11 protein-coding genes are annotated in these 14,130 nt (G+C 42.6%); 5 read left to right on the forward strand and 6 right to left on the reverse strand.

Features of this window, described 5'->3' with window-relative positions; all coding sequences use genetic code 11:
- Positions 1–452: 452 nt before the first annotated feature.
- Both H5114_RS19205 and H5114_RS19210 read left to right on the forward strand, forming a co-directional pair.
- A complete protein-coding gene (locus H5114_RS19205) occupies positions 453–797 on the forward strand; it encodes an energy transducer TonB (protein ID WP_182723794.1) in 345 nt (114 codons plus the stop codon).
- Positions 798–1,217: 420 nt separating this feature from the next.
- Positions 1,218–2,078 carry a hypothetical protein gene (locus tag H5114_RS19210; RefSeq protein ID WP_182723795.1) on the forward strand — a complete coding sequence of 287 codons (861 nt, stop codon included), beginning with the start codon at positions 1,218–1,220 and terminating at the stop codon, positions 2,076–2,078.
- A gap of 165 nt (positions 2,079–2,243) precedes the next feature.
- Here the strand turns inward: H5114_RS19210 and H5114_RS19215 are convergent, their stop codons facing one another.
- The 4 genes from H5114_RS19215 to pdsR all read right to left on the reverse strand — a co-directional run bounded on the left by H5114_RS19215 (position 2,244) and on the right by pdsR (position 6,954).
- Positions 2,244–2,669 carry a hypothetical protein gene (locus tag H5114_RS19215; RefSeq protein WP_124018427.1) on the reverse strand — a complete coding sequence of 142 codons (426 nt, stop codon included), beginning with the start codon at positions 2,667–2,669 and terminating at the stop codon, positions 2,244–2,246.
- 66 nt (positions 2,670–2,735) lie between these two features.
- A complete protein-coding gene (locus H5114_RS19220; RefSeq protein ID WP_182723796.1) occupies positions 2,736–3,926 on the reverse strand; it encodes a cystathionine beta-lyase in 1,191 nt (396 codons plus the stop codon).
- Positions 3,927–4,089: 163 nt separating this feature from the next.
- A complete protein-coding gene (pdsS, locus tag H5114_RS19225) occupies positions 4,090–6,261 on the reverse strand; it encodes a proteobacterial dedicated sortase system histidine kinase (protein ID WP_182723797.1) in 2,172 nt (723 codons plus the stop codon).
- A gap of 3 nt (positions 6,262–6,264) precedes the next feature.
- The gene (pdsR, locus tag H5114_RS19230) at positions 6,265–6,954 is read right to left on the reverse strand and encodes a proteobacterial dedicated sortase system response regulator (protein ID WP_124018430.1); all 690 of its coding nucleotides are present in this window, start codon (positions 6,952–6,954) and stop codon (positions 6,265–6,267) included.
- A gap of 248 nt (positions 6,955–7,202) precedes the next feature.
- On the opposite strand from pdsR, the gene pdsO reads away from it, so the two are divergent.
- The 3 genes from pdsO to H5114_RS19245 all read left to right on the forward strand — a co-directional run bounded on the left by pdsO (position 7,203) and on the right by H5114_RS19245 (position 10,984).
- Positions 7,203–7,964 (forward strand): sortase-associated OmpA-like protein PdsO, encoded by a 762-nt coding sequence (gene pdsO, locus H5114_RS19235; RefSeq protein WP_182723798.1) that lies wholly within the window; start codon positions 7,203–7,205, stop codon positions 7,962–7,964.
- 186 nt (positions 7,965–8,150) lie between these two features.
- The gene (locus H5114_RS19240) at positions 8,151–10,343 is read left to right on the forward strand and encodes a marine proteobacterial sortase target protein (RefSeq protein ID WP_182723799.1); all 2,193 of its coding nucleotides are present in this window, start codon (positions 8,151–8,153) and stop codon (positions 10,341–10,343) included.
- Between the two features lie 62 nt (positions 10,344–10,405).
- Positions 10,406–10,984 (forward strand): class GN sortase, encoded by a 579-nt coding sequence (locus tag H5114_RS19245; RefSeq protein ID WP_259395343.1) that lies wholly within the window; start codon positions 10,406–10,408, stop codon positions 10,982–10,984.
- A 193-nt stretch (positions 10,985–11,177) separates the two neighbouring features.
- Here the strand turns inward: H5114_RS19245 and ilvN are convergent, their stop codons facing one another.
- Both ilvN and H5114_RS19255 read right to left on the reverse strand, forming a co-directional pair.
- Positions 11,178–11,672: an acetolactate synthase small subunit gene (gene ilvN / locus H5114_RS19250; RefSeq protein WP_182723813.1), complete on the reverse strand. Its 495-nt coding sequence runs from the start codon at positions 11,670–11,672 to the stop codon at positions 11,178–11,180.
- Positions 11,672–13,390 carry an acetolactate synthase 3 large subunit gene (locus tag H5114_RS19255; RefSeq protein WP_182698765.1) on the reverse strand — a complete coding sequence of 573 codons (1,719 nt, stop codon included), beginning with the start codon at positions 13,388–13,390 and terminating at the stop codon, positions 11,672–11,674. The genes ilvN and H5114_RS19255 overlap by 1 nt, the downstream gene beginning before the upstream one ends.
- Between the last annotated feature and the right edge of the window lie 740 nt (positions 13,391–14,130).

Here is a 14,130-nt window from a genome sequence, read left to right on the forward strand (position 1 = left end):
CTCGGGGATTATTATTCTACAGGTTGCTTGAACAAGCAGTGCGTTCTAAGCCGATAACGTACCAATCAATTAAAAATCGATAACCACAATATATAGTGGTTGGTTGTGCTAAGTGGATAGCCCTTGTTTATATACAGTTATAGTTGAAGTTGAGATAATTGCTATGAAAAAGATGCATAAATCGTTGGATTGGCGCATCGATAATACTAACTGTTAAACATTAACTCATTATTATCAATAGTTTGTAATATATATAAAAGTGCTATGCAGACCTCGTAAACACCTATGCATCTTTTTTATCTGCTAAATTGTCATATTTAACCTGTATTTTTTGTTAAATAATATATTTACAACAAACACTTACAAGTGATATTTTGACGAAGAAACTTACAAGAAAGCAGGAGGTTATCCTGCTGCTAATCAATAAGCTGTTATACGTCATGGAGGATTCAATGAAGTTTGTATTTGCGTTTATTTTTGCTTTCTCCTCTATAGCAATTGCGACTGATTCAATGCCAAATGAAGGTAATCTTGTTTTCGCTCCCAAGATCAATGAAGTGTTAGAGTTAAAAATATGGCCTAAAAACAAAGCTAACCTTGATGGCTTTGCTACGGTGGAGTTTACCGTAAACAAATCAGGTAAAGTGGAAGGTGCAAAAATAGTTGATGCCTATCCCAAAGAGCTACAAGAAGAAACGCTAAAGGCTATTCAACTGTGGCTGTTTACACCTGCAACTATTGATGGGAATAACGTAAAAGTTGTTAATAGTGCAACGTTTTATTTTCAGCGTAAATGACGTATAACAAGCTATTAAACAAGGACAAAAAACAGTTTGCTGTTTTCGTTCCTCAACATTTTAGCAAACAATTTTTTGCCTGTTAATAGGGCGTTAATCCATAGAAATTTTAATCCTAAACTTACGAATTAGATTTGGAAACCTAGCTCGTTTCTGTCCAAAAGTGAGTTTGAAAGTGATCAAATCATATCGTCAGTCGCTGGTGATGGGGATTCGCGCTGACCTAATCGTAACCAATTAACGGCCTAATAGTTGAGCGGCTTCTAGTATGTTCAATTCAACTTTCTAATATCTGCTAATAACCATAGTGGCTATTGCAAAATAGTCTTTTTATTAATAACTTGTTATTGTTCGGTATGGTTTTAAGGTTCCTTTATCGCTCATTGTAAAGGGAATTTTTATAAAAGATGTGGATAGCAAATGATTGATGCGGTTTGTACTTATGGTGGTGAAAGGCACAATTTCTCAATTTTGAAATTTCAGGTGTTACCTGAATCAGAGATTGAACAATTCAGGCAATTTTTAGAATGCCCTGAGTGCAAAGGGAAGGCGTATTATCGTAAGAGAAGCTCAGACGGTAAAGCGGCCTGTTTTGGCTCTAGATACCATATTGCAGGATGTGACGAAGGCCATCCTTCAACTCAGCGAGACAGAGAGACTCGACATGCCGTTGAAGTGAATCAATTCATTGCAGATGCGAATATTATCAGTATTGATTTCAGGTTATTAAACACCAAAAAGCCCGTTACAGAGGTGAAAACTGTCGCCTCTGGAGCAAACCTAATCCCAAGCCGCGCCCCAAAAATCGATAATGCCAGTCGCAAACCCGCTGGCAACAATCAACAACCCAAGGTCAAAGTATTGGGGCTGGAGAAAATTCTCAATAGCCTAATGCGTGGTAGCGACTTAGCCCAGTCGAATACCTTGATTGAGCTTGATACTGGCTATCAATTCAAAGCGAAGAATTTATTTGTTAACTTTGCCGAGGCTGAGCCTAGTGCTAATGCCAAAGAGGCAAAGCCTAAAATGTATTGGGGGACGATTTCACACCTAGACAAAGCGCTTGATTGGTTAAACCCATCTGATTGTAATGATATTGGCATTCCTATCGCTAAATATAAGTCGATATTATTAGAACGTTTTAAGGTATCAGAAGGGCGTCAGTTAGAAGGTGCGGGGATTATTCTGTTTGGAAAATGTTTTTGGAACGCCAAGAAGACTCGCAAAATAATAGAACTGTGGAATGCAGACCGAATTTTCATTTCAGTACTAGAGGATTAATAACCTCATTATGGTTTGCGAATGCTAGTGTGGTTGTGAGTTGCAGTGGTGGTAGACATTGCACTAAGGCTCATAAGCATTAACAAAGCCTTGGGTCGATTATGACTCAGGGCTTTGTTAATCCTAACAGTTAACTGGGCTGCTATTTTGTATGCTTACTTCTGGTTAGACACGTGCCATACGTTTAAGCAGCATCAACCACAGAATAGGTAGCAGCAAGATATAGAAAAACAGCACTTTTGCACCGATATCACCGTAAAACAAGGTGTTGTTTACAAACCTGACGATGCCCATCGGATCCCATGGCATGTAATGCATATTACCGTGCAATAACATGGCAGCTAAAATCATAATGGTAATGGCAATCCATTGTCTTGCAGGCTCGTAACTTCTGATTATAAACGCAGGAATTAACGCTGCTATGCCGATACCAACAAAGTTCTGTGCAAGGTGCGCCAGCATTGGATATTCACTGCTATTAAACCACCACAATAAGTTGCCGGCAGCAGACTGGCCAATTGCCACGATAGTTAATGCATAATAGCCAATGCTAATGCACAGGCTGAGTATGACTAATTTGATGATATTCATTTATTTCCCTGTAGTTTGAACATTCCGTAAACGTTTTTTGCAAAGCGTTACAGCCACGAGTAGAGGCTATTTTTGTAGTATTGCATTATATCGGCTAAATGCCGCATCAAGATCTGCAATTAAATCGTCGGCATCTTCAAGTCCAATGTGTAAGCGTATTAATGGCTTGCTGTTGTCCCAGTGGGTAGCCGTGCGGATATTGTTAATACCAAAGACCCCTAAAATTAAGCTTTCGAAACCACCCCATGAAAAGCCCATTTTAAAATGGTTCATGTTCTCAACAAAAGCCGTCACCGATGCTAAGTCGCCTTGCTTAAGCACAAACGAGAATAAGCCATTACCACTGCTAAAGTCGCGTTTAAAGAATTCGTGGCCTGGGCAAGTATCGAACGCTGGGTGACGCACATGATCGACTTCTGCACGAGTCGCCAACCAATTAGCTACTTTTAAGGCATTTTTATTATGCTGTGCCATACGCACCCCTAAGGTACGTAGGCCTCGCGCGGCTAGATACACGTCATCAGGCGAGGTGGTTTGGCCCATTAAGTAACTGTTTTCGCGCAGCTGCTCCCAATGCTGCTCATTGGCAGTAGCCGTGCCCATCATCACATCAGAATGGCCGACAATGTATTTGGTGGCTGCTTGAATTGAGATGTCGACACCCATATCAAATGGGCGAGAATTAATTGGTGAGGCCCAAGTATTATCCAGCATCACAATAACGTTATGTTCGTGGGCGATACGACTGAGCGTTGGTACATCCTGCACTTCCATGGTGATAGAACCTGGTGATTCCAAAAATAACACCTTGGTGTTTGGACGAATTAACTCACAAATGCCATCGCCAATCATTGGGTCGTAATAGGTGGTTTCGATACCAAAACCCGCGAGCATTTTATTGCATAAGTCGCGTGTCGGTTCATAGGCGGTGTCGACCATTAATAAGTGGTCACCACTTTTTAAAAATGCCAACAAAGCGCTGCTGATCGCGCCAGCACCCGAAGGGTATAATGCAGTACCCGCGCCGCCTTCAAGTTCGCATATGGCTTGTTGAAATGCAAAATGGGTTGGGGTGCCGCGACGACCATAAAACATTTCACCGTTGGTTTTGTTTTTAATCGCAAAACGCATCTCGTCCATGGTGTCGAACACCACTGTAGAGGCTCTAAATACGGGTGGATTGATAATGCCTTTGGTGAATTTTTTTTCGCGGCCAACGCTAACAATCTGGGTGGCGAGTTTATCGTCTTTGCTCATGTTGTTACTTCCATTATGTGTAGAGTCCACGGTTTATGCTTTAGCTAATTTTTATTAGAAAATATCAATGACATGGATAAATGCGCTACGGTGAGTGATATACCAAAGTTGATTATCCTAGCACCTACAAACGTAAATAAAAGCGCTTAAATGCTGTGGTTGACTATTTTTCATCACTCAAGGGTAACGTCAGGCATATTTCGACTCCTTCAATACCATTTTCTATCATGTTGCTAGCTTTAATCGTGCCATGATGGAAGTCGGTGACCAAACGAGCAATATACAAGCCTAAACCCAGATGTGGCTTGCCGTTTATACCTTGCGGCCTAATTGACACCATGGATTCAAAAATTTGGCTATTCATGTCTTTAGGCAATAAAGGGCCAATATTACTGACTTTCAATATCGCCTGTTTATTGTATTGAGTCAGGCTGACAGTAATCGCGCTGGCGGGCTCATGAAACTCAATTGCGTTGTTGATCAGTTTATCCATTAATTGAGCAATATATTCCGGAACACCGTCGCAAAACAGGGTTTTATCTTCAATATGCACGGTAAATACTTGATCTGGATAGGTGATTTGATAGCCTTGCATGCAACCACTGATGACCTTCTTTAATGAAAAGTGGCAGCTTTCTGCTTGGGTTAAACTGGCTTCTAAGCGGGTAGCTTCGCTTAGGTTATTTAAAATAAGATGCAAGCGACTGACGCCTTCTTGAGCGCGATTAACATATTTTTGCGATTGGTCATCAAGTTGTTGTAAACCCAAATGCTCAAGCGAGCTGCGAACCACGGCAACTGGGGTGCGCAGTTCATGCGACAAGCGCGATGACATATTTTCCAAATAATGTGTGTACTGACCTAAACGACTGACAATACTTGAAAAGCTGCGGGACAAGTCACCGATTTCATCACGATTTTTAGAAGCGACAATTTGCTGCCTAACCCTGCCTTGACTGTCGATGGCGAGTTCAGCCTGATCACGCAGACGACGGATGCGACTTGAAATACTGGAAGCAAAGATAAACAAGGCTAAGGTGCCCATGCTCATAATGGTCAAGATAACGTTAAACAGCTTTTCTAATGCGCGGTTACGTAGGCTGCGAATACCGTGAGTGGTTTCCTCTGCTATTACGACGCCCATGACTTTATCATCAATCCATATTGGGCTGGCTGCGGCCAGTACCACCGCTTTATTATCTGGGGTGAGGCGCCATGTTGAACCTTGCTTACCGCTTAAGGCTTTTTCAATGTGGCTGCCGGTGAGTTCGGTAGAGTCTTGCAGCGAATCGATAAAGTCTTGCGGTGGACGGGTTAATATTTTGTAGTACAGCGGCAATATATATTGCTGTTTTACGTGCTGCCAAAACGAGTCTGCTTGATTGACGTCTAGGTCATCCGCCCACGTATTGGATGATGAACGAATATCGCCCGATTTAGCCAGTACTCGGCCGTGATTATCGACCACCCAAATGCGTGAGCTGTTATGGCTCATGCCTTTAATAATGCTTTCAATTTCAGGTGAGGGCACAAGTACCGTGCCTAAACTGGCGACGGAATCGGTGGCTGATGTGCCGATGATATTCACTAATTGCCGGGTTTTGGCATCGTTGACATTATGAATCGCAAAACCTAATTTACTGCCAACCATTTCCAGCGGCAGCCTGAATTCAATATTGTAACCTTGCTCTGTCTTGAGCCATTGTCCTTGAATACGCACTTCTGGACTGACGGGCATAGATTGGCTGGGATCAGCGGGTAATTCAAATGCACTTAACCAGCCACTTTGAGTGTTGGCAATAATATAACGCCTGAACTGACCATCGGGCGATTGAGTGGCCATGACTAAGTGATCGTTTCTGTCGATACGCAAACTTTTACGGCTACGAAAAACGACATGTTGATCAGTGACATTAAAAAATCCATACAGGTAACCGCCGTATTTACCCACCATATGGTTAAAGCTGATATCAATTGGCTCAGATTTATTACGTTGATAAAGCACATGTTCATCAGAGTAGTTTAAGGTGCGGTGTTGGTATAAGTCCCAATCTGTGAGTTTGCCATCAAGTTGGATTGGGCCCGCTAACGGGTATGCGTACAAGTCGCGACCTTCTTCAACTTGGTTTAAAAAGCTGGCTTGGTTGTCAAATAATTTAGGTCGCTCATGTAAGGCGGTAGCAAGTGCCTGAGTAGTTCCTTCCAACGTTTTTTCTTGGCCATAGCGCAAGTACTTTTCCATTTCCCACACATATTCATACCCAAGCCAAGGTAGGCAGAGTAAAAACAGTGACAAAATGACAACTTTGGCGCGCAGTCCTATAGGTAAATTCATCGGTTAAATATTGTCCCAGCGATAACCCATACCATACACGGTATCGATACAGTCAAACTCGGAGTCGATAGCGATAAACTTTTTACGAATGCGTTTTACATGTGAGGTGATAGTACTGTCGTCTACGTAAATTTTGGCTTCTTGCATTAAATCTTGGCGACTGCGCACATGACCTGGATGTTTTGCCATAGCGTGTACCATCCAAAATTCGGTCACCGTTAGCTCTATTGGCAGCGATTTCCAATAAACCTGAATACGGTTGCCATCTATGGTGAGGTGACCGCGCTCGAGTAAGTTGTCTTCAATGGGGCTTGAGCCTATGAGTTCTGAACGGCGAAACAGTGCTGCAATACGCGCCAATAAATGAGGAAAACTGACATCTTTGGTTAAGTAGTCGTCAGCGCCCAAACGTAGGCCGCAAACGGTATCAAAGTCGCTGTCTCTGGCGGTTAAAAAGATAATCGGTAAGCTACTCGACATCGCCCGAAGTGACTGGCACAGGGTAAAACCACCATCAATTTCATGTTCCAAACCAATATCAATAATGGCTAGGTCAGGTAAACGACCATTAAAGGCGAGCATAGCTGCGGGGCGGTTTGCATAAGCTTGCACGCTATATCCTTGCTGTTGCAGGACATCTTTATAGTTTTCGCGGATAGCGGCTTCGTCTTCAACAATGGCAATTCGTTTCATGGGATGATTTCAATTAATGAGCTGATAAATAGATACAGTGCTGACTATACAGGATTTTATCAACCAAAAAAGCCGTCTACGGCAATTGCCATATTGTTGCCACATTTGATCGCCACATTGCCATTTTTGCTCCCCAATAAAGCCATCTATGAGGTGTTTAATAGCGACATAGCGTTAATCAGCAACGCATTAAATGATGCATTGATGATAACGATCGTTTTTTAAACAACCGCTAAAAGGAATTCTTTATGAAAAAGCAACTTATTGCCGCAACGATGATCACTACCATGATGGTGTCAAATGTCAGCTGGGCTAATGACACTGATATTACCGATGAACGCGAACATACCGAAGAGCTAGTGGGTTTGAGCTCAGGGATTTTACTTGGCGCTGTGATTGGTGGGCCTGTTGGGGCCATTATTGGTGCATTTACCGGTACTTTTATTGGTAAGTCGGTTGGTGATGATGCTGAGCTTACCGTGCAGAAACAGCAACTGGTAGATCAAGAACAGCAATTGGCTCAAACCAATGAGCAATTAATGGCTCTGAATGCCAAGCAGCAATCCTTGGAGCAAGTGTCTGAAAAGTATCATCAATTACAGTCTAATTTAACCGAACAACAAGCCAACCAATTGCAGACGCTTAATGAGCTCACCATAGGTATGAACGTGCAGTTTAAAACCGGATCGAGCCACATTGAACCGCTATTTGAACAACAGCTAGATAATGTGGCTTATATGATGAACTTATCACCTGAATTAACCATTGATCTAACCGGTTATGCCGATCGCCGTGGTGATAATGATTTTAACCAAGCCTTGTCTGAGCAGCGCTTAGCTGAAGTGACGCAATATTTGGTGATACAAGGAATAGCCCGCGACCGTTTGCATGGACAAGCTTATGGCGCGACATCGCCAATGCATCAAGAACAAAATTTTGAAAATGACTTTTTTGATCGTCGAGTAACGCTCAAGTTAATGGCGCCGGGTGCTGAACTCGCGGCCAACTAAACACCGAGCACGGTTTTGCATATTTGTTTGCAAAACGCAGTGCCAAACAATGTCACTAAGTCGATTTTTCTTTTTGTTTTAATGATTACTCATGTCGGCGCAAACAATGATGTTGGCGCTTATACCCAAGCCTCCTGAAGTCAATATGAGCAGGTTGTTTGGGTATCTAAGGGTAAGGAGCTACATATGCGCCCGTTTTTTTTGATGCCACATTTTTCTGTAAAGCATGTCTATAAATTACTGTGTTTCGGTTTGTTATTTGTCATTTATGCCTGTGTTACAAGGGCATTTGCCTCACCGTCTGGATATCAAGATAACGATATCAGCCAAGGAACCTTAGTCTATTCTACCCAAAACCAAGTTATACAAGCCTTAGCGCTGGATACACAAGTGAGCATGGATGTGTCGGGTTTGCTTAATCGTGTTACGGTTAAGCAAGTGTTTATCAATGATTCAGATCAATGGGTTAATGGGCGATATGTCTTTCCGCTACCCGAAAATGCCGCCGTTGATAGCATGCAGTTACGCATAGGTGACAAGATTATAGCGGGTAAAATCCAACCTAAGAAGCAAGCATTACAGACGTTTGAGACCGCTAAAAAACAAGGTAAACAAGCCAGTTTATTACAGCAACAGCGTCGTAACTTATTTTCATCAGATGTGGCCAATCTTGCTCCGCATGAGCAGTTAATTGTTGAGATCAGTTACCAGCAACAGGTTGAATACCGCGATGGGATGTTTAGTTTACGTTTTCCATTAGCGATTACGCCGCGTTATAACCCGCAAGGGGATCATAATAGCGAGCCGCAACAGCAAACCAGGCCGTCTAGCCATAATGAGGTGAAGCCTATAGTTCAAGCCCATTCTCAACTGATGGTTAATATGCAAGTAAACATAGATGCAGGGTTTGAATTGAACTCGCTAAACAGTCTGTATCATCCAATTAAACAGTCAAGTCATGGCCATTATTACAATGTGAGCTTTGCAGGTAAACAAATTGCCGACCGTGATTTTGTGCTGCAATGGCAAGCAAATGTTGGCGCATTACCGCAAGCAGCGACATTTTATCAAACCGGTAAAACCCATGTGACAGATAATAGTAATGACTTTACTGATGCTAAAAATGTTGCAGGGGCGGAGCAAAGACAAGCCAATCCCGTAGATAACAATTTGTACTCGTTAGTGATGTTAATGCCGCCCAGTGTCGAGGTGAGTGAGCAACATCTTATCGCCAGAGAACTGATTTTAGTTATCGACACCTCTGGGTCTATGTCTGGTCAATCGATTATTCAAGCCAAACAAGCATTACAATTTGCCCTCGCTGGGCTGCGTGATATCGACAGTTTTAATATCATTGAATTTAACAGTGACGTCAGTATGTTATCGGCAACACCATTGCCTGCCAATAGTCGTAATATCAATCGAGCAAATCGGTTTATTCAGTCATTAGACGCTAATGGCGGCACCGAAATGCGCGGTGCATTACAAACCGCGCTGGTGGACAGTGTCCAAGCACCACAAAACGATCAAACTGCTAAGCATAACGAGTCCATGTTGCGTCAGGTTATTTTTATGACAGATGGTGCTGTGGGTAATGAACATGAACTGTACCAATTGATTAGTAATCAATTAGGTGACAGTCGATTATTTACTGTTGGCATTGGCTCTGCACCGAATTCAGACTTTATGCGCCGAGCTGCCACTATGGGCCGTGGCACATTTACCTATATTGGTGATGAGGCTGAAGTGCAGCAAAAAATTGAGCAGTTGTTACATAAAATTGAGCAACCTGTGCTAACCAATATTGGCTTGTATTACCTTGATGGCAGCGTACCGGATTACTGGCCGACAACCATTAGCGACCTGTACCAAAACGAACCACTTTGGGTCAGCATTAAATCGGCATCACACCAGCAGCAACCGATTATTGTCTCAGGTAATATCAATGGTCAGTATTGGCAACAACAGCTTGATTTTGATAATAATCAAGCAGCAAAAGGCATTGATCTATTGTGGGCGAATGCGCAAATCACCTCACTCGAATTGTATAAAGACAGTAGTAATCGTCAACGTGTTGATAAACAAGTGGAAGCGTTAGGCATCCTGTATCACCTAGTGACCAGCCAAACCAGTTTAGTTGCAGTAGACGTGACACCGGTAAATCCATTAATTGATAGCCCTATTGACGTGCAATTACAGAATCATCTGCCACATGGTTTGCAAGCTGCACCATCGTCGCAAGTGCTACCGCAAACAGGAACCGCCAGTCGCTTATGGTTATTAATCGGTTTTAGCTTATTAGGCTTGGGTTTACTGCACTATTTATGGTTAAGACAACGTTTACCAGGGCAGGTGTTAGTGATTGAATCAGATGATTAAACGGGAGCTAAATGATGCTGCGAACTATATCACCGACCAAACACTGGATTGTGATTGTGCTGATGAGCGTGCTCGGATGCGGACTATTAATACAGGGAGGTTATATGCAAGCTAAAGCCCATTTTGCGCAATTTTTGATTGAACGAGCCTTTGAGCAAACCTTAGTGGATAATCAACCACATAAACCCTGGTCGTGGGCCGACACTCATCCCGTGGCGAAAATGCGCGTATTGCAACAGCAAACTGATGGTTTTCAGCCCTTAGGTAGCGATCTGTATGTACTCGCTGGGGCCTCAGGGCGTAATTTGGCTTTTGGGCCAGGTTTGATGCTAGGCGGTGCTGGGTTAGGGGAGCAGGGGAATACCATTATAGCGGGTCATCGTGACAGTCACTTTATGCGTTTACAATATGTAAAATTGGGCGACATCATCGAGCTATATAGTACTGAGGGTGAACGAGTGTTATATCAAATAACGGCCACCGAAGTGGTGCATGAAACTGACATGAAGGTGCTTGCTCCTACGGCAGAAAAACACTTAACCTTGATCACCTGTTATCCGTTTGATCAACTTTCTGGTAATGCCGAATATCGTTATATTGTTGAAGCTAAACCTATCGATGCGCAGCCGTTATATAGCTAAGCTATTAGCGTCTATAAGCTTATGGTCAAGGTTGGTAAGCTTGCCCCTTATGCAATGGTGATGAGTGTTAAATCTAAACTTGAGTCAGTAAGCTGTTGAGAGTATCTGGCTTTATCGCCCAAAAAAAAGCAGAGTCCACTATATAACTATTAGGGACTCTGCTTTTTACCTCAGACAAGCTGCGGTTCTGCGGTTAGGCTCTCATGGATTTTTCACCACGGGCTAAACCTACTACACCAGAACGTGATATTTCAATCACCTTGGTCATGTCGGTGAGCGCGTGGATAAATGCATCAATTTTATCGCTGGTGCCAACCATCTGCACGGTATAGATATTGGAAGTCACATCAACAATTTGACCACGAAAAATATCTGCAGTGCGTTTGACTTCTTCGCGTTGATCGCCTTGAGCTTTCACTTTTACTAAGGCAATTTCACGTTCAATGTGGGGTGACTCAGTAATGTTAGCCACTTTCAAAATATCAATAAGCTTGTGCAATTGCTTTTCAATTTGCTCGAGAATATTGGCATCTGCAATCACGGTAATATTTAATCGTGACAAGGTTGTATCTTCAGTTGGCGCTACAGTTAAGCTTTCAATGTTGTAACCGCGCTGAGAAAATAAACCTACCACTCGTGATAATGCGCCTGGTTGGTTTTCAAGTAATACAGAAATAATACGACGCATTAGCTTTTCTCCGTCTTGGTTAGCCACATTTCGTTCATTGCACCGCCACGAATGAGCATTGGGTATACGTGTTCAGTCTCGTCGACACTGATATCAACAAAGACTAATTTATCTTTCATTGCCAATGCTTCAGCTAGTTTTGATTCTAATTCATCAGGGTGATTGATGTTCATACCAACATGGCCATAAGCTTCGGCAATTTTGGCGAAATTAGGTACAGAGTCCATATAGGATTGCGAATGACGACCGGAATAAATCATGTCTTGCCATTGTTTTACCATGCCAAGAAAGCGGTTATTTAAGTTAATAATTTTCACCGGAGTGTCATATTGCAGTGCGGTAGAAAGCTCCTGAATATTCATTTGGATGGAACCATCACCTGTGACGCATACTACCGTTTCCTCAGGAAACGCCATTTTAACGCCCATTGCCGCAGGCAAACCAAAGCCCATAGTGCCTAATCCACCCGAGTTAATCCAACGGCGAGGTTTATCAAAAGGGTAATACAAGGCAGCAAACATTTGATGTTGGCCGACATCTGACGCCACATAAGCATCGCCATTAGTCAGTTTGTACAAGGTTTCAATCACTTGCTGTGGTTTGATTCTGTCGCTGGTGCGATCAAATTCTAAACTTTGGCGTGAGCGCCAAATTTCAATATCGCTCCACCAAGCAGCCATAGCGGTCGCATCATTGGTGTCGTTCGTTTCATCGAGTAAATCTAACATAGCGTCTAGAATATTATCGGCAGAACCCACAATCGGAATATCGACCCGAACCGTTTTAGAAATAGATGATGGATCAATATCGATGTGTAAAATGGTTGCGTTAGGGCAATATTTTTCAACATTGTTGGTGGTGCGGTCGTCAAAACGGACCCCAATACCAAAGATTAAATCGGTATTATGCATTGCCATATTGGCTTCATATAAACCATGCATCCCCAACATGCCTAAACTTTGTTTGTGGGTGCCAGGAAATGCACCTAAGCCCATTAGGGTACTGACCACTGGGATGTTCAAGCGCTCTGCAAGCGCCAGAATTTGCGCGTCACAACCCGAAATTATCGCGCCACCACCGACATATAACACAGGTTTTTTAGCCGCTAATAAAGCTTGCAAGCCGCGACGGATTTGGCCTTTATGACCAACAGTTGTTGGATTGTATGAGCGCATTTTTACGCTGTCGGGATAAATATAATCATGCAGTATATCTGGGCTTAAGCAGTCTTTTGGCAAGTCAATTACCACAGGGCCTGGGCGACCTGTTGCTGCAATAAAGAAGGCTTTTTTGACTGTTTCAGGAATGTCTTTAGCGTCGGTTATTAAAAAGCTGTGTTTTACGATAGGACGTGAAATACCAATCATGTCACATTCTTGGAAGGCATCATTACCAATCAAATTACTCGGTACTTGACCAGACAGCACTACTAGCGGAATTGAATCCATGTACGCGGTGGCTATCCCGGTAATTGCGTTGGTTGCACCAGGGCCTGAGGTCACAAGTACCACGCCGACTTTTCCGGTAGCGCGTGCGTAGCCATCTGCCATGTGCACGGCAGCTTGCTCATGACGTACTAAGATGTGTTCGATACCAGATATTTTGTGCAGAGAATCGTAAATGTCTAACACCGAACCGCCGGGGTAACCGAAGATATGGCTGACACCTTCATCAATTAATGAGCGCACGATCATACTCGCGCCAGAAAGCTTTTCCATGAAATACATCCTTATTAAGTTACCGTATGGTAAACAGTATCTTGTATACAACGACGGTAATCGTTTTATCAATAAGCTTGAAGGATAATTCAAACTCGAAGATTGAATATTGCTGTCGTAATATTCAATGGCTAGTTTTATCGTTACTGAAGCAGTAACTTGCCTCCATCTTATGTAAATTTATTTTTACTGCAACCCCTTTGGTTAATTATTTTTGTTTGTTGAAATAGTTTCATGTTTATGATTTTTATTTATGGGTTGAAAGCCGTGGGTGTTTATCAATAAAGCGCTGCACTATTTATACTGAAGTTAACAGTTAAATATTAGCGACTTAGCAACCTAATTAGCGGTCGAATGTGGCATTGCAGGAAGCTACTCAAGTGTATGGAGATGAAGATCGAGTTCAGCTGAGTTTCAATTCATATGGGAAATAGCGTGTTTGATTTGTTTTACTTTTGTCGTGGTCATAACGATTTTGCTTGGTGCAGTCATTTAATCGCTGCTGAGCCAGGGATTGGTGAATCAAGATTACACACTTGAATGATGGCTATATATTGGGTGGTTTTTTTATTACTAGCAGGATGAGTGCTGCGATTTTCTTTGCTGTTTATTGATGAATATGTGCTAAACAACAAGGCCAGAGAGTCACTGGGAAGTTGCCAGATTAGTACCTTGTTCTGAGCATTATTAATCAATGAGTTAAGCGAAGTGGAGGGTTGGCTGTTTTGGCACTCTCATAA

Source organism: Shewanella sp. SR43-8 (genome assembly GCF_014163775.1).
GTDB lineage: Bacteria > Pseudomonadota > Gammaproteobacteria > Enterobacterales > Shewanellaceae > Shewanella > Shewanella vesiculosa.